This window comes from Serratia sp. TSA_7, from assembly GCF_052692135.1.
Genome location: NZ_JBQZFU010000001.1, coordinates 670405 through 685823 on the forward strand (window position 1 = coordinate 670405; position 15419 = coordinate 685823).

The 15419-nt window shown below is 58.2% G+C and carries 15 protein-coding genes; 7 read left to right on the top strand and 8 right to left on the bottom strand.

The features are described 5' to 3' along the window. Positions 1–8: 8 nt before the first annotated feature. From puuC to puuD, 3 genes are read right to left on the bottom strand one after another with little or no spacing between them, the layout of a single operon-like run. A complete protein-coding gene (puuC, locus tag ACUTQW_RS03305) occupies positions 9–1505 on the bottom strand; it encodes an aldehyde dehydrogenase PuuC (protein WP_020438884.1) in 1497 nt (498 codons plus the stop codon). Between the two features lie 15 nt (positions 1506–1520). Then, positions 1521–2078, bottom strand: coding sequence for an HTH-type transcriptional regulator PuuR (puuR, locus tag ACUTQW_RS03310; RefSeq protein WP_004943370.1), 558 nt, complete (start codon positions 2076–2078; stop codon positions 1521–1523). After that, on the bottom strand, positions 2075–2836 hold the full coding sequence (gene puuD / locus ACUTQW_RS03315; protein WP_004943373.1) for a gamma-glutamyl-gamma-aminobutyrate hydrolase: 762 nt from the start codon (positions 2834–2836) through the stop codon (positions 2075–2077). Before puuD ends, puuR begins: the two co-directional genes overlap by 4 nt. A gap of 239 nt (positions 2837–3075) precedes the next feature. On the opposite strand from puuD, the gene ACUTQW_RS03320 reads away from it, so the two are divergent. From ACUTQW_RS03320 to ACUTQW_RS03340, 5 genes are all read left to right on the top strand, one after another. After that, on the top strand, positions 3076–4494 hold the full coding sequence (locus tag ACUTQW_RS03320) for a glutamine synthetase family protein (protein WP_004943376.1): 1419 nt from the start codon (positions 3076–3078) through the stop codon (positions 4492–4494). 302 nt (positions 4495–4796) lie between these two features. Next, positions 4797–6167, top strand: a complete 1371-nt coding sequence (locus ACUTQW_RS03325; RefSeq protein ID WP_020438885.1) for an APC family permease — start codon at positions 4797–4799, stop codon at positions 6165–6167. 91 nt (positions 6168–6258) lie between these two features. Beyond that, positions 6259–7152, top strand: a complete 894-nt coding sequence (yddG, locus tag ACUTQW_RS03330; protein WP_020438886.1) for an aromatic amino acid DMT transporter YddG — start codon at positions 6259–6261, stop codon at positions 7150–7152. Positions 7153–7224: 72 nt separating this feature from the next. Continuing rightward, positions 7225–7497, top strand: a complete 273-nt coding sequence (locus tag ACUTQW_RS03335) for a hypothetical protein (protein ID WP_020438887.1) — start codon at positions 7225–7227, stop codon at positions 7495–7497. A 388-nt stretch (positions 7498–7885) separates the two neighbouring features. Beyond that, positions 7886–8767: a nucleoside-specific channel-forming protein Tsx gene (locus ACUTQW_RS03340; protein ID WP_004943389.1), complete on the top strand. Its 882-nt coding sequence runs from the start codon at positions 7886–7888 to the stop codon at positions 8765–8767. A 53-nt stretch (positions 8768–8820) separates the two neighbouring features. On the opposite strand, the gene ACUTQW_RS03345 is transcribed toward ACUTQW_RS03340, so the two are convergent. Continuing rightward, on the bottom strand, positions 8821–9000 hold the full coding sequence (locus tag ACUTQW_RS03345) for a hypothetical protein (RefSeq protein ID WP_006324851.1): 180 nt from the start codon (positions 8998–9000) through the stop codon (positions 8821–8823). A gap of 468 nt (positions 9001–9468) precedes the next feature. Here ACUTQW_RS03345 and ACUTQW_RS03350 point away from each other — a divergent pair, with 468 nt between their 5' ends. Both ACUTQW_RS03350 and ACUTQW_RS03355 read left to right on the top strand, forming a co-directional pair. Further along, a complete protein-coding gene (locus ACUTQW_RS03350) occupies positions 9469–9975 on the top strand; it encodes an anti-virulence regulator CigR family protein (RefSeq protein WP_006324853.1) in 507 nt (168 codons plus the stop codon). 128 nt (positions 9976–10103) lie between these two features. After that, entirely contained in the window at positions 10104–10634 is a 531-nt protein-coding gene (locus tag ACUTQW_RS03355; protein ID WP_006324854.1) for a chorismate mutase, read from the top strand. 9 nt (positions 10635–10643) lie between these two features. Here ACUTQW_RS03355 and ACUTQW_RS03360 read toward each other — a convergent pair whose 3' ends face one another. The 4 genes from ACUTQW_RS03360 to hutC all read right to left on the bottom strand — a co-directional run bounded on the left by ACUTQW_RS03360 (position 10644) and on the right by hutC (position 15402). Continuing rightward, on the bottom strand, positions 10644–12179 hold the full coding sequence (locus ACUTQW_RS03360; protein ID WP_006324855.1) for a serine hydrolase domain-containing protein: 1536 nt from the start codon (positions 12177–12179) through the stop codon (positions 10644–10646). A gap of 325 nt (positions 12180–12504) precedes the next feature. Then, positions 12505–13305 carry an N-formylglutamate deformylase gene (gene hutG, locus ACUTQW_RS03365; RefSeq protein ID WP_006324856.1) on the bottom strand — a complete coding sequence of 267 codons (801 nt, stop codon included), beginning with the start codon at positions 13303–13305 and terminating at the stop codon, positions 12505–12507. Next, positions 13302–14525 (bottom strand): imidazolonepropionase, encoded by a 1224-nt coding sequence (gene hutI / locus ACUTQW_RS03370; protein WP_004943404.1) that lies wholly within the window; start codon positions 14523–14525, stop codon positions 13302–13304. Before hutI ends, hutG begins: the two co-directional genes overlap by 4 nt. A gap of 160 nt (positions 14526–14685) precedes the next feature. Then, entirely contained in the window at positions 14686–15402 is a 717-nt protein-coding gene (gene hutC / locus ACUTQW_RS03375) for a histidine utilization repressor (RefSeq protein ID WP_208295248.1), read from the bottom strand. Between the last annotated feature and the right edge of the window lie 17 nt (positions 15403–15419).

The window sequence follows — 15419 nt, forward strand, 5'->3', positions numbered from 1 at the left end:
GGGGGCCCTTATTCCAGCGAAATCCAGGTGGTTTTCAGTTCGGTGAATTTATCCAGCGCGTGCAGCGATTTGTCGCGGCCATTGCCGCTTTGCTTGTAGCCGCCGAACGGCACGGTCATGTCTCCGTCGTTGTAGTTATTGACGAACACCGAACCGGCTTTTAACTGCCGAGCCATGCGGTGGGCGCGGGACAGGTCACGCGTCCAGACGGCGGCTCCCAGGCCGTATTCGCTGTCGTTGGCTAATTGCAATGCCTGCTGTTCGCCGTTAAAGGACGTCACCGCCAGTACCGGGCCGAAAATCTCATCGCGCGCCACGCTCATGGCGTTATCCACCTGGGTGAGAATGGTTGGGCCGAGATAACCGGCATGGCCGCTGCGCGGGTGCTCGCGACCGTCAAGGAACAGCGCTGCGCCCTGGCTCAACCCTTGTTCGATATAACCCGCCACTTTTTCACAGTGGGCCTGATCGATCAGCGTGCCCATCACCGTGGTCGGATCGAGCGGATCGCCCGGCACAAAGGCTGCCGCATGCTTGCGCAAGGCTTGCAAGAATTCCTGCTGAATGCTCTCTTCCACCAGCAGCCGGGTGCCGGCGATACACACTTGCCCCTGGTTGTAGAAGATACCCGCTGCCGCGCCCTGTGCCGCTTTATCCAGATCCGGGCAGTCGGCAAAAATGATATTGGCGCTTTTGCCGCCGGCTTCCAGCCACACCCGTTTCATATTGGATTGCCCGGCGTAGATCATCAGCTGTTTGGCGACCTGGGTTGAACCGGTGAAGGTGAGCGCGTCGACGTCGTTATGCAGCGCCAGCGCCTTGCCCGCATCCTGGCCGTAGCCGGGGAGGATGTTCAGCACGCCGTCCGGCAACCCGGCCTGTTTCGCCAGCTTGCCCAGATAGATCGCGCTCAGCGGGGATTTCTCCGAAGGTTTGAGGATCACGCTGTTGCCGCTGGCCAACGCCGGGCCGAGCTTCCAGCAGGCCAGCAGCAGCGGGAAGTTCCAGGGTACGATCGCGCCAACCACGCCGATCGGCTCGCGTTCGATCAACGCCAGTGCATCGCCGCCGGTAGGGGCGATTTCGCCGTACACCTTGTCGACAGCTTCGGCATACCAGCGCAGACAGCGGATAGCGCCGGGCACGTCGTCGCGCAGGCTGTGGAGGATCGGCTTGCCGGTATCCAGCGTTTCCAGCAGCGCCAGCTCCTCGTGGTGCTGCTCCATCAATGCCGCCAGTTGCAGCAAGGTCGCCTTGCGTTGCGCCGGTGCGGCCCGTGACCAGTCGCCGCGCTCAAAGACCTCGCGCGCTGCGCTGACCGCCAGATCGATATCGGCGCTGCTTGCCCGCGCCACCTGCGTCAATTCGCGCTGCGCGGCAGGATCCTCCAGGGTAAAGGTTTCGCCTTCAGCGGCCTGTTGATAACGGCCATTAATAAACAGTCGGTTCTCAATGTTCAGGGCTTGCGCCCGGTGTTGCCAATACTGCAGGTGATGGAAGTCCATGCCTTGCTCCGTTGATCAGAATGTCGTCGGGGTATGGGCGCTGATAATCCGGCAAATCCGCGCCGACGTGTTGCTGAAACTGTGGGGAATGCCGGTGTTGATGGCGTAGCTCTGGCCGGCCTGCAGGTGATAGTTCTGCCCGTTGACCTGCAACAACACTTCGCCTTCCAGCAGGGTGCCTATTTCTTCCCCCTGATGTTTGATGCGTTCGCCGGTAGTGGTGCCCGGCTCGTAGGTTTCGATCATCATCGCCAGCGTGCGGTTGGGGTCGCCGTTGTGGATCAGTTTCATCGACACCCCCTGGCTGCCAATCTCGATCAGGTCTTCATGATCGATGACAATCCGCGGCTCATCCGGTTTTTCCGGCTCGGCGAAAAACGCCGATAGCGACAATCCATACACCGTCAGCAGTTTTTGCAGCGTGCTGATGGCCGGGCTGACTTTGTCCTGTTCGATAGTGCTGATGGCGCTGTGGGTTAATCCAGACAGTTCGGCGGCGCGGCGCTGTGACAACCCTAATTGTTGGCGGATCTGCGACAGACGTTTCCCCGGTGCCAAGCTGACATCGCTCATAGGCGTTTTTCCTTTTGGTAGTGCCGGCACGCGGTAATGAAGCCGTCAAACAACAGGCGCGACAGGGCGTACTCCTCACTGTTCCATTCCGGATGCCATTGCACGCCCAGCGCGAAGGGCTGGTCACGCAGGCTGATCGCCTCCACCAGCCCATCGGCGGCGTGGGCCTCGATGCGAACGTTGGGGCCGAGGGTTTTTGAGCCTTGCCCATGCAGTGAGTTGACCCAGAACCTGTTGCAATCCGGTATCAGTTGCGAGAGCAGCCCGCCATCCTGAACGATGACTTCGTGGGCGGGGGCGTATTGTTGATCCAGCGGCAGTTCGTGATCTTCACGGTGTTCGAGCAGTTCGGGCAGCTCAAACAAACGACGATGCAACGTGCCTTGGGTGGCAACCACCATTTCCTGCATGCCGCGGCAAATGGCGAAAAGGGGAATGTGCCTGTCGAGCGCATGGCGGATCAGCGCCAGGCTCAATTCATCTCGCCCGGGATCGGCGTCAGGCTCATCGCCGTTTTCACCATAAAGGTGCGGCTGCACGTTACTGGGGCTGCCGGGCAGCAAAATGCCATCGAGGTGCGGCAGCAATTCCTCCAGCAGTGTGGGCTCCGCCAGCGCGTGCGGCAGGGCGATCGGCAACCCTCCGGCGGTGATTACTGCATTCAGGTACTTTTCTTGCAAGGTCTGAGTGAGATGCTCGTTTAACCTATACCTGCACATCACTACGCCGACCATTGGTCTGTTAAATATATTGCCCATGTTATCCCCTTGGGTTGTTCGAAATTATGAACGATAAACTTCTTTAGTGCCGTTTTCGTTCAATATTTTATAAATCTAGCAGTCAAATGGGCAATATTCAAACTCAAATTAACACTTGCAAAACAATTTTGTTGCAACTATGTTTCACTGGTGGGCATTATATTGAACGCGATGGTCAAAAAACATCGACGGCAATAAGTGTGAGAACCACTGACAAAAACATAAATGGCGGGTGAATCATGCAGACCAACTTAGTAGAAGTGGAAAACTTTGTTCAGCACAACGAAGAAAGGCGAAGTAGCGCGTTCCAGCGTGAAGTGAAGAAGTACCTGGAACGTTATCCATTGACTCAGCACGTTGACGTTCTGCTGACCGATCTCAACGGCAGCTTCCGCGGCAAACGCATACCTGTCGGTGGCCTGAGCAAGCTGGAGAAGGGCTGTTACTTCCCGGCGTCGGTGTTCGCGATGGATATTCTCGGTAACGTAGTAGAAGAAGCCGGGCTGGGGCAGGAACTGGGTGAGCCGGATCATATCTGTGTCCCGGTGCCGGGCACGCTGATGCCGTCGGCGGCGGATCCGCAATATATCGGCCAGGTACTGCTCACCATGCTGGATGAAGATGGTACTCCCTTTGACGTTGAACCGCGTAATGTGCTGAACCGAGTGTGGCAGCGTTTGCGTCAGCGCGGGCTTTCCCCCGTAGTAGCGGTAGAGTTGGAGTTCTATCTCATCGATCGCCAGCGCGACGCAGAAGGCTATCTTCAGCCGCCCTGTGCGCCGGGCACTCAGGAGCGCAATACCCAGAGCCAGGTGTATTCCGTCGACAACCTTAATCACTTCGCCGACGTGCTGAGCGACATCGACGAGCTGGCACGCTTGCAAGGCATCCCGGCGGACGGCGCGGTGGCGGAAGCCTCACCCGGCCAGTTTGAGGTAAACCTGCATCATACCGACAACGTTCTGCAGGCCTGCGACCATGCGCTGGCTTTAAAGCGCCTGATCCGCATGGTGGCGGAAAACCACAACATGCACGCCACCTTTATGGCCAAGCCGTATGAAGAACACGCCGGCAGCGGCATGCATGTGCATATCAGCATGCTCGACAAGCAGGGCAACAACGTATTAGCCGATGACGACGGCGAAGATTCCGCGCTGCTGAAGCAGGCGCTGGCGGGGATGATCACCCTGATGCCTTCTTCTATTGCGCTGCTGGCACCCAACGTTAACGCCTATCGCCGCTTCCAGCCGGGCATGTACGTACCGACCCAGGCTTCCTGGGGTCATAACAACCGCACCGTGGCGCTGCGTATCCCCTGCGGCGATCGCGACAATCACCGCGTGGAGTACCGCGTGGCCGGCGCCGATGCCAACCCTTATCTGGTGATGGCGACCATTCTGGCGGGGATTGTTTACGGGCTGGAAACGCCGCTGCCGCTGCAAGAGCCGGTGACCGGCAATGGATTGGAGCAGGAAGGGCTGGCGTTCCCCATCCGCCAGAGCGATGCGCTGTACGAATTCGAGCATCAACCGGTGCTGAATGCGCTGCTCGGCGAAAGGTTCAGCCATGTTTATCTGGCCTGTAAAACGGATGAGATGGTGCAGTTCGAGCGCCTGATCACCGAAACCGAAATCGAGTGGATGCTGAAAAACGCCTGACCCCGCTCCCGAACTTACCGCGCGCGTCTGGCGCATTCCGCCGGCTATCCTGTGGCCTGCGAAGCTGCGCGCAGCGGTACAGCATTTCTTCCATCTGGGCGTACAGGACGCCGGCGAGGAAATAATCATGACAGCCATTACCCTTCCGTCAGTCAGCGCGGGCGCGTGTCCGTGCCGCAGTGAATACGGGCCATCCGCAGGCCTTAGCTATCGCTTTTCCCACCGCCCGAGCAGCAGTTTCCCCGCGGCCTCTCTGAATGACGTTAAACGGTTACCGGCAGAGGACAACGAGGGGAAGCGCTATGACGATTAATGCCACTGACTGTAACCCGGCGGCCAAGCCGCAGCTGCGCAAGACCCTTAAACTGTGGCAAGTGGTGATGATGGGCCTGGCGTATCTGACGCCGATGACTGTGTTCGATACCTTCGGCATCGTGTCCGGCGTCACCGACGGCCATGTGCCTTCCGCTTACCTGTTTGCGCTGGCCGGGGTGCTGTTTACCGCCATCAGCTACGGTAAGCTGGTTCGCCAGTTTCCGACCGCCGGTTCTGCCTACACCTACGCGCAGAAAGCGATCAACCCGCACGTCGGTTTTCTGGTCGGCTGGTCCTCGCTGTTGGATTACCTGTTCCTGCCGATGATCAACACGCTGTTGGCGAAGATTTACCTGACTGCGCTGTTCCCCGAAGTCCCTCCCTGGATTTGGGTAGTGGGATTTGTGATTATCATGACGGCCATTAACCTGAAAAGCGTCAATCTGGTGGCCAACTTCAATACGTTGTTCGTACTGGCCCAGGTAGCGATTATTCTGGTGTTTATCTACCTGGTGGTGCACGGCCTGCGCAACGGCGAAGGGGTAGGAAAGGTATGGAGTTTGCAGCCGTTCATCAGCGAGAATGCGCATCTTTTGCCGATTATCACCGGTGCCACCATTCTGTGCTTCTCGTTCCTCGGTTTTGACGCGGTCACCACCCTGTGTGAAGAAACGCCCAATGCCGCCAAGGTGATCCCGCGTGCCATTTTCCTGACCGCGCTTTACGGCGGGGTGATCTTTATCAGCGTGTCGTTCTTTATCCAGCTGTTTTTCCCTTCCATTCAGCGTTTTCATCAACCGGATGCGGCGCTGCCGGAAATCGCGCTGTACGTGGGCGGCAAGCTGTTTCAAGCCATCTTCCTGTGCACCACCTTCATCAACACGCTGGCTTCAGGCCTGGCCTCGCACGCCAGCGTTTCGCGGCTGCTGTACGTGATGGGGCGCGATAACGTGTTCCCGGAAAAATTCTTCGGCTACATCCACCCGAAATGGCGCACGCCGACATTGAACGTGCTGATGGTCGGGCTGGTGGCACTGTCCGCGCTGTCTTTTGATCTGGTCACCGCCACGGCGCTGATCAACTTCGGCGCGTTGGTGGCCTTCACCTTCGTTAATCTGTCGGTTATCAGCCATTTCTTTATTCGCGAGGGGCGCAACAAAAGCTGGAAGGACCGTTTCAACTATCTGATCCTGCCGCTGATTGGCGCGTTGACGGTGGCGGTGCTGTGGTTGAACCTGGAAAAAAGTTCGCTGACCATGGGGCTGATCTGGGCGGCGCTGGGCTTTGCGTATCTGGTGTACCTCACCCGGCGTTTTCGCCAGCCACCGCCGCAGTTTGAGCGGCAGCCACAGCAATAACGAAATCAGGCGGGTTTTCCCGCCTTTCTTTTTCTGCTGCCCGGCAGTAGAGTGAAAATCCCGATAAAAAATAACCTATTGGATCGTCTTCATGTTTTCTTTATCCGCCCGGCATAAAGCCACGTTGTTCGGTTTATTGGCGATCCTGCTGTGGAGCAGCGTCGTTGGTCTGATCCGCAGCGTCAGCGAAGGGCTGGGGCCGATTGGCGGTGCGGCGATGATCTACAGCGTCAGCGCAGCGTTTTTGCTGCTGGTGCTGCGTTTGCCGAATTTGCGCCATTTTCCCCGTCTTTATCTGATCCTCGGCAGCCTGCTGTTTGTCAGCTATGAGATCTGCCTGTCGCTGTCGCTGGGGTATGCCAATACCCGGTTGCAGGCGATAGAAGTGGGGATGATCAACTATCTCTGGCCCTGTTTTACCGTGCTGATGGCGCTGGTGTTTAACGGGCAAAAAGCCAAATGGTGGTTGTTGCCCGGCTTGCTGTTGTCGCTGTTCGGCATCGGCTGGATCATGAGCGGCGAGGGCGGATGGTCGCCGGCGCAGATGCTGGAGAATGTGCGCAGTAACCCGCTGAGTTATTCGCTGGCTTTCAGCGGTGCAGTGATTTGGGCGCTGTATTGCAACCTGACCAAAAAAATTGCGCAGGGCAGCAACGGCGTGGTGCTGTTTATTACGCTGACCGCCGTGGCGCTGTGGCTGAAATATGCCTTCAGCACCGAAAGCGGTATGCAGTTCACCTGGCCGGTAACCCTGACGTTGCTGTGTGCCGGCGCGGCGATGGGTGCCGGTTACGCGGCGTGGAACGTCGGCATTTTGCACGGCAACATGACACTGCTGGCGACGGTATCCTATTTTACGCCGGTGCTGTCGGCGGTGTTTGCCGCGCTGGTGCTCGATACTTCGCTGAGGGCCAGTTTCTGGCAGGGCGTGGTGATGGTCACGCTCGGCTCGCTGATCTGCTGGCAGGCAACCCGAGGAAAGTAACGGAAATTTTCAGTCGGCCCTGGGATAGTGGGCTAGAATTTAACTATCGATTGTGCCTGAAGGAACATAAAAATGAGAGACGATATCCAATTCATTCAGCAGCCAGTGATTGACGATGAAAACTATATGCGCGGTGATACGGTGCGTCTGACCACCGCTAATTTGCGTCATGAATACCAGCTTGATGTCAGCATTCTGCGTCGGGAAGGCAAGTTGATTTTCGGCTCCGTGGTTGCCGCTGCGCCGAAGGTGGACATTCCCCCTAAAGAGTGGGAGGTGGCTCCGGGGCAGGAAGTGGTTTTCCGTCAGGAAAATATTGCCAAAGCGGTGCCGAGCGTGCGTTGAGTTTTCAACGGCCATCAGACCCGCTTTCCACTCATCTCTTTCTGCAGCCGGCCATCTTGAGCCGGCTTTTTTTTGGCCTGAAAATGTCATCCGCACTCATTTTGGGTGTTGTGCACAATTGGCACAAAAACTGCTTTATAAATCACCGAGCATGACAAAAATCACATCGATCGTGAATTTGCATGAAACATAATTTGACAAATGTGAACGCAATCGATTACCTATTCGCGAAATGCATAACTGGATCACAGATTATTACACTCAGTGATTTCTATAATGCGCGCGTCGCCCGAGAAGTTTGTCAGCGGGGCAACGCCAGGTGTCGTCAGACTCATTGTCATCTTTTCTAACGGGCAGGAAATGGCCCTTTAAGCATGTGGTAATAAAAATGAAAAAAATAGCTCTAGCAGCAGGTGTATTGCTCGCCGCGTCGTACAGTGCATCTTCAATGGCTGATAGCAAAGATAGCGAATTCGTCTCGGATTGGTGGCACCAGAGCGTTAACGTAGTGGGTAGCTACCACACCCGTTTCGGACCTCAGCTGAACAACGATCTGTATCTTGAATATGAAGCCTTCGCCAAAAAAGATTGGTTCGATTTCTATGGCTACGTCGACGTGCCTAAATTCTTCGGTGTCGGCAACACGCCGGACCGCGGGGTTTGGGACAAGGGCTCACCGATGTTTATGGAGATCGAGCCGCGCTTCTCCATCGACAAGCTGACCGGCACAGATTTGAGCTTTGGGCCGTTCAAAGAATGGTACTTCGCCAACAACTACATCTATGATCTGGGCCACAACGCCGATGGCCGCCAGAATACCTGGTACATGGGTCTGGGCACGGACATCGATACCGGCCTGCCGATGAGCCTGTCGATGAACATCTATGCCAAATACCAGTGGGAAAACTACCAGGCTGCCAATGAGAACAGCTGGGATGGTTATCGCTTCAAGGTGAAATATTTTGTGCCGTTGACACAGGTGTGGGGCGGCAACCTGAGCTACATCGGTTTCACCAACTTTGACTTCGGTTCCGATCTGGGCAAAGACAGCAACTGGACCGACGGCACCGGCAAACAGGTTCGCACCAGCAACTCGATCGCTTCCAGCCACATTCTGGCGCTGAACTACGATCACTGGCACTACTCGTTCGTGGCCCGTTACTTCCATAACGGTGGCCAGTGGCAAGATGGCTCGGAGATCGGTACGCCGCAGGGGCCAATTAAATCTACAGGCTGGGCCTATTACCTCGTGGCCGGTTATAACTTCTGATTTTCCGTGGTATCAGAAACAGAAAACCCCGCTTTGCGGGGTTTTTTTTGTCATCACTGCGCTTGTTCACCGGGTAAATGTCTCACCGGCATAAATAATCGTCCTTTGATTACATGGCATTCATTATCAATCCAATGGATGATTTGTTCACGGCTCACGCCTTCGGATTGCGCGTAGCGGTGAAGATCGCCATTAAAGTGCTGAGTGATGTATTCCATGAGTGTCATTTGCATGTCTTTTGCTCCTGAACGCCCACCCGTTGCCAACTGGCCACCGCGGGAGGTTAAGGTTTCTCAGACGCTGAATTTAAAGTATTGGCTACCAAATCTCAACATAAAGCACCGGGTTGGTGCGACAGGCGTCAAATTTAGCAGAAAAAAGAATCCCGCACGGAGAGGCGGGAAGCATTCAGTTTATCATTCTGGACGATAAAATAAGATTTGAGGTGCGACGAAAAAGAGCAGACTAACTCTTTTTGTTACCTTTCCAAGGTACTGGAAGACTTATTTTGCCGCAAGAAAAATCTTGTCGCCAAATTCGGTTTTTTCGAATAGTTTTGCGCAGGAATAACCTTTCATCACTTTCCTTACTTTTGCCGGCTCGCCCGCCTTGTCATGATCCCTATCTCGGATTTTTCCTTATCCTTTATGGGGGGAATTAACGCTATAGTTAATGTAATACCCCAAGCAGGAAGTCATAACATGAACAAAAGTCGTACTACGCTCACGGCACTGGCGCTGATTGTCTCGCTGGGTCTGTCTTCTGCGCCGGCGTTCGCCGATAAAGGCGGCAATGGCAATGGCAACGGCGGTGGGCACGGCAATAGTCAAGGCAACGGTAATGGTCACGGCAACAGCGGCAAAGGCAATAGCGGCGACCACGTCAAGGGCAATAAAGACCACGGCTACAAAGCCAAAGGTGACGAACGCGATCTGGTGTCGGTCAATATCTCTCACGACCGGGTGCGTTCGCTGGCGCTGAATTACGGCCTGACCGGGTATCGTTCTCTGCCGCCGGGCATCGCCAAGAACCTGGCACGCGGCAAACCTTTGCCTCCAGGCATCGCCAAGAAAATGGTGCCGTCTTCAATGCTGCGCGATCTGCCGTCCTATCCGGGTTACGAATGGCGCATTGCCGGTAACGATCTGGTGCTGGTGGCGCTGAGCACCGCCATTGTGGCCTCGGTGATTAACGGCGTGTTTGACTAATGCCGGCCTCTTCGGCTCAAAGCCTCGCTTCGGCGGGGCTTTTTTCTTTCCGGGAGAGAGTTGCCTGAGCGGCGGCGATTGTGATGAACTCTGTTTTCTTTATTTGGGCAAACAAAAAGGAAAGGGTTATGTTCAGAGCGTTATTGTTCGCCTGCTGTCTGGCCAGTTTTTCGGCGCTGGCAGGCGAGGGGGCGACGCTTGGCGAATTGGTCAACCAGCGTCTGGCCTATATGAAAGACGTCGCCGGTTACAAAGCGCAGCAGCATTTGCCGATCGAGGATTTGGCGCAGGAAGCCAAGGTGCTGGCGAGCACAGAGGCGGAAGCGGGCAGATTAGGGTTAGCGCCGCGCTCGGTGCGGCCGTTTATTGTGGCGCAGATGGACGCCGCCAAGGCGATTCAGTACCGCTATCGCGCAGACTGGCTGGCAACGCCGGAAAGCGGTTGGCAACCGCGCCCGCTGGACAGCGTACGGCCGCAGATTGCCGAGCTGAGCAACCGCATTCTGCAACGGCTGGCGCAGCAATTAAAGGCCGGGCCGTTGACGGAACAGGCTCGCGGCGCTTTTGTCAGCGCCATTCGTCAGCCTAATCTCAGCGATGCCGACAAGCAGCGGTTGTTCACCGCCTTGCTGGCAGTCAGGGCCGACAAGGCGGGGTGAGCGGCGTAGCTAATCTCGGCCGGCATTGCTGCGCTGAAAGGTCAGCACCCGGCTGCGGTTGGCGATCAAATCCACGCTGTAGCCGCGAAAGTATAAACAAAAGCGTTTTAACCACGGGCCGTCGTGGCTTTCCACCAGCATGCGGCCGTTGCCGAGTGAGCTGACAGTGCCTGTCTGCGCCGCCGGACCCACGCCGATGTGTACCTGATCGCCGCAAATCTCGAAGGCGGTGCGGTACTGCGGGTGATACCAGAAACCCTGAACGTGTTTCAGGCAGTCGCCGTTGGGGATGACCGGCAGAAAGCTGCGCGTCACGTGTCCCACTTCGCCTTCAACCGCTTCACCGGTCCATTTCAGCCGCATTGGCATATGGGCGGAAAGCGACACCGCGTAGCCGTCGTCGGCCTGATAAAGCGGCTCGCCGGTCCCCAAATAGGTCACATTGCCGTCCTCCACCTCCAGCCAGTAAGGCTCGGCCACCGTAGCGTAAATGCCGTCGGGAATGGCGGTGCTGCGCTGCGGCAGCGCCTCATCGAGCAGGGCGGCCATCACCTGTAGCGCCATGCCAAAACTGTCGCAATCCTCGCGGTTGGCCACCAGCGCTACCCCAGCCTGCCGATCGGGTGCCAGCAGGAAATAGCTTTTGTAACCGGCGTGTGAGCCGCCGTGGCCCAGCAACCTATAGGTCCCGAGCGGGGTTTGCGCCAGCCCCAGACCGTAAGCGCTGAGCTGGCCCTGATTGAGCCGCCGTGGGGCGCTGAGCTGCGCCAACACGCCGTGGCCCGGGCCTTCATCCGCCAGCAGTGTTTGCAGCCAGCAAGTGAGGGCATTGGCGCTGCCGGTCAGGCTGCCGGAGGCGGACAGATGCAGGCCGGCGCTGGCCAGTTGCCAACCTTGCGCGGAACGCCAGTAGCCGGGCGCCAGCCCAGGCACCACGTCAAACCAGCTTTCCGGCGCACGCAACTGAACCTGCAGCGGTTGGGCAATATGCTGTTGCACCAGTTGATTGAAATCGTAGCCTTTGGCTTTCAGCGCCGCCTCAACCAGCCGGTATCCGGTATTGGTGTAGGCGACTTCGCTGCCGGCCGGATAATTGAGTTCACGCAACCCCTGCAGGAACTGCATCACCGGTTGTGCATCGCTGCGGGTATGCACCGAGATGCCGAGCAGCCCCAGGGTTTCACGTACGTCGGGCAGTCCGCTGGTCATGTCCAGCGCCTGGCCGACGGTCACATCCGCCAGCGGAACATGCAGCTCAGGCAGCAAATCGCCGAGGCGATCGCGCAGATTGAGGGCGTTGCCGGTGGCGTTCAGCGCCAGCGCGGCGAAAATATGCTTGGTGATTGAGGCATAGCGCACCACGCTGTCGGCGGTAAAAGGGGTGTTTTGCGCCAGATCGGCCAGGCCGGCGCTGGCGGTCGCCCGTATCTGCCCGGCGTCGAACAGGGTGATTGCCCCGCCGGGTTCGCCATCGGTGCGCCAATTCGCCAACAGCCGATCGGCAACGGCCTGTGCGGCACGCCAGTTTAACGGGGTTTCAGACATGGTAGCCTCCAGAGTAGGTCATCAATTTGGGCCTTGCGCCGCGCACCCGGATCCCGTAGCCGCCTGGGGCGCCGGGGGAGAGGTTTACGGGAGTTTATACCCAGGCAATCGCCGGGCTTTTCGGCAGATTGTGGCGTACCGCGCGATCTCTATGCCGCTGTTTTGTGCGTTGTCCGACCAGATACAAAGGTTTTCACTGAAACTGCGATGCAGTGCGCAAATTGAAGCCGGGGAAGGAAAGGAGGCATGATTTATGCCGAAAAATCAGGAGGCAAGGTGACGCCGGGGCAAGATAGGCAGGCCCCGGCTTGGCATAGGCTGTGGGTTAACGCGGTTGCCCGCAGGCCAGCAGGCTGCCGATCATTTGCTTCAGCAGGCGTTGCAAAGCGGCCGCACGCTGCGGCTCGAAGGCAAAGGGATACTGTTCGGACATATAGTTCACCTGCGCCAGCTCCAGTTGAATCGCATGTTGCTGTTGCTGCGGCTGACCATAAGCACGGGTGATGTACCCGCCTTTAAAGCGGCCGTTAAGCACATGCGTGAACTGCTGTTGCTGTTCGCAGCAGGCCACCAGGCGATCGCTCAGCGCCGGGGCGCAGCTTTCGCCGCCGTTGGTGCCCAGATTGAGATCCGGCAGCTTACCGTCGAACAATCGTGGGATCACCGAGGCGATGGAGTGCGCATCGAACAGCAGCGCGTAGCCGTGCTTGGTTTTCAGTCGCGCCAGTTCATCCTGCAATTGCTGGTGGTAGGGTTGCCAGATTTGCTGTAAATAGCCAGCACGCTCTTCGTCCGACGGCGCTTTACCCGGCAAAAAGCTCGGGCGGCCGTCAAACAGCACGTCAGGGTACAGGCCGGTGGTGGCGGTGGTATACAGCGGCTTATCGTCCGCCGGGCGGTTCAGATCGATGACAAAACGCGAGTAGTTGCCGATCAACACGCTGGCACCCATCGTGCGGGCAAACTCATACAGCCGCGGAATATGCCAGTCGGTATCGGGCAGTGGCCGCGCCTCTTCGGTCAAACCGGCTTCGACCGCCGGCGTCAAGCGGGTGCCGGCATGGGGAATGCTGATCAGCAGCGGCAGGCTGCCGGCCTGGAAATCATAGGGATCGCGAATGGTCATTGACGTACTTCTCCTCGGAAAATCACCGTACAGGGCAGTTGTCCGCCCAACCAGTAAGCCAGTTCAGCCGGCCGGGAAAGCGGCCAGTGCACAAAATCCGCCACCTTGCCGGTTTCCAGCGTGCCGTGGCTGTCCTGCAGGCCCAGCGCTTTGGCCGCGTGAACCGTGACGCCCGCCAGCGCTTCTTCCGGCGTAAGGCGGAACAGCGTGCAGGCCATGTTGATCATCAGGCGCAGCGACAGCGCCGGGGAGGTGCCCGGGTTGGCGTCGCTGGCGATCGCCATTGCCACCCGGTGCTTGCGGAACAGATCCACCGGCGGGCACTGGGTTTCGCGCAGCAGGTAATAAGCGCCAGGCAGCAACACCGCAACGGTGCCGGCATCGCCCATCGCCCGGGCATCTTGCTCGGTGGCATATTCCAGGTGATCGGCGGAGAGCGCATGGTGATGCGCCGCCAACTCGCTGCCGCCGAGGGCGGAAAGCTGTTCGGCGTGCAGCTTCACCGGCAGGCCGGCGGCCTCGGCGGCGGCGAACACCCGCTCAACCTGCGCCGGTGAGAACGCCAGATGTTCGCAGAAGGCGTCGACCGCATCCGCCAGCCCGGCGGCGGCGGCCTGAGGAATAATGGTGTTGCACACCAGATCGATATAATCGTCGGCGCGATTGGCGTATTCCGGCGGCAGCGCGTGGGCCGCCAGGCAGGTGGTTTTCACCTCTACCGGCAGCATGTCGCCAAGTCGGCGCGCCACGCGCAGCATTTTCAGTTCGCTTTCCGGCGTCAGCCCGTAACCGGACTTGATCTCCACGCAGGTCACGCCTTCCGCCAATAGCGGCCGCAAACGGAACAGCGCTTGCTCGAGCAGCGCTTCTTCGTCGGCGTCGCGGGTGGCTTTGACCGTGGAAATGATGCCGCCGCCTTGGGCGGCGATCTCGGCATAACTCACGCCGTTCAGGCGCTGTTCGAATTCGCCGCTGCGGTTGCCGCCGAACACCAGATGGGTATGACAGTCGACAAAGCCCGGCGTGATGATGCCGCCGTCGAATTTCACCCTTTCATCGGCGATCAGCCCCGCAGGCAGCGCGGCATATTCGCCCACCCAGACGATTTTGCCGGCACGCACGGCGATCGCGCCATCGCTGAGGGTGTGATACTTGCCGTCGCGCATGGTGACGATGTCGGCCCCGTGCCACAGGCTGTCGCAGTGAATCTCAGACGTCATTGCTTTCCTCCGCCGGAGCCTTGGCTCCCACATGGTTGTATATACAATCAAAAACAACCTAGCGCATTCACCGGTTTGTCACAAGAGGCGGGGTAAAAATTTGTTATCGGGATGTGACCGCGGAGGGAGGACGGGTGCAAAGGCTGCACCCGCGGGGGAATTAAACGTCGCTGGTGAAACGGCCGAACAGTTGATAGCGGCTGCCGGGATACAGCAGGCGCGCCGAGGTGACCACGTTTTTGCCGGACCAGGTGCGGCGGTGGATCAACAGACCCGGTTCGTGATCTTCCAGTTGCAGCAGGTCGCGCTCCTGGCGGGTCGGCACTACCGCTTCCACGATGTGCTCGCCGGCGGTCAGCGGGGCGGCCTGCGTCAGGTAGATATACGGCGTCACGCGGTCGAAATCCTGCTTCATGTAATCGGGTGCGACCACCGGATTGACGCAGCGGTCTTCAACCTGCACCGGCAGGTCGTTTTCGTAATGCACGATCTGCGAATAGAACAGCTGCTGGCCGGGTTGAATACCCAGCGCGAGCGCTTCTTCTTCACTGGCCGGGCGCGCCTTCAACTGCAGGATCTTGCTGCTGTGGCGATGGCCGCGGGCGGCGATTTCGTCGGCGATGTTATGCACTTCCAGCAGCGCGGTATGCGCTTTGGCCTCGGCGACGAAGGTGCCGACGCCTTGCATGCGGATCAGGAAGCCTTCGCTGGTCAGCTCGCGCAGCGCGCGGTTGATGGTCATGCGGCTGACGCCCAGTTCCGCCACCAGTTCACTTTCAGAGGGCACGCGCTGGTGCGGCAGCCAGTGGCCCGCACGGATTTGGTTTACGATCGCCTGCTTGACCCGTTGGTAGATCGGGGCGGGGGTATCGCTCATTGCAGCAGCCAGTTGTA

Coding starts and splice junctions, on each gene's coding strand:
- ACUTQW_RS03325 (WP_020438885.1), top strand. CDS start 4,797: ATGACGATTAATGCCACTGACTGTAACCCGGCGGCCAAGCCGCAGCTG.
- ACUTQW_RS03335 (WP_020438887.1), top strand. CDS start 7,225: ATGAGAGACGATATCCAATTCATTCAGCAGCCAGTGATTGACGATGAA.
- ACUTQW_RS03350 (WP_006324853.1), top strand. CDS start 9,469: ATGAACAAAAGTCGTACTACGCTCACGGCACTGGCGCTGATTGTCTCG.
- ACUTQW_RS03360 (WP_006324855.1), bottom strand. CDS start 12,179: ATGTCTGAAACCCCGTTAAACTGGCGTGCCGCACAGGCCGTTGCCGAT.
- puuD (WP_004943373.1), bottom strand. CDS start 2,836: ATGGGCAATATATTTAACAGACCAATGGTCGGCGTAGTGATGTGCAGG.
- hutC (WP_208295248.1), bottom strand. CDS start 15,402: ATGAGCGATACCCCCGCCCCGATCTACCAACGGGTCAAGCAGGCGATC.
- ACUTQW_RS03320 (WP_004943376.1), top strand. CDS start 3,076: ATGCAGACCAACTTAGTAGAAGTGGAAAACTTTGTTCAGCACAACGAA.
- hutG (WP_006324856.1), bottom strand. CDS start 13,305: ATGACCATTCGCGATCCCTATGATTTCCAGGCCGGCAGCCTGCCGCTG.
- hutI (WP_004943404.1), bottom strand. CDS start 14,525: ATGACGTCTGAGATTCACTGCGACAGCCTGTGGCACGGGGCCGACATC.
- yddG (WP_020438886.1), top strand. CDS start 6,259: ATGTTTTCTTTATCCGCCCGGCATAAAGCCACGTTGTTCGGTTTATTG.
- ACUTQW_RS03355 (WP_006324854.1), top strand. CDS start 10,104: ATGTTCAGAGCGTTATTGTTCGCCTGCTGTCTGGCCAGTTTTTCGGCG.
- puuR (WP_004943370.1), bottom strand. CDS start 2,078: ATGAGCGATGTCAGCTTGGCACCGGGGAAACGTCTGTCGCAGATCCGC.
- ACUTQW_RS03340 (WP_004943389.1), top strand. CDS start 7,886: ATGAAAAAAATAGCTCTAGCAGCAGGTGTATTGCTCGCCGCGTCGTAC.
- ACUTQW_RS03345 (WP_006324851.1), bottom strand. CDS start 9,000: ATGCAAATGACACTCATGGAATACATCACTCAGCACTTTAATGGCGAT.
- puuC (WP_020438884.1), bottom strand. CDS start 1,505: ATGGACTTCCATCACCTGCAGTATTGGCAACACCGGGCGCAAGCCCTG.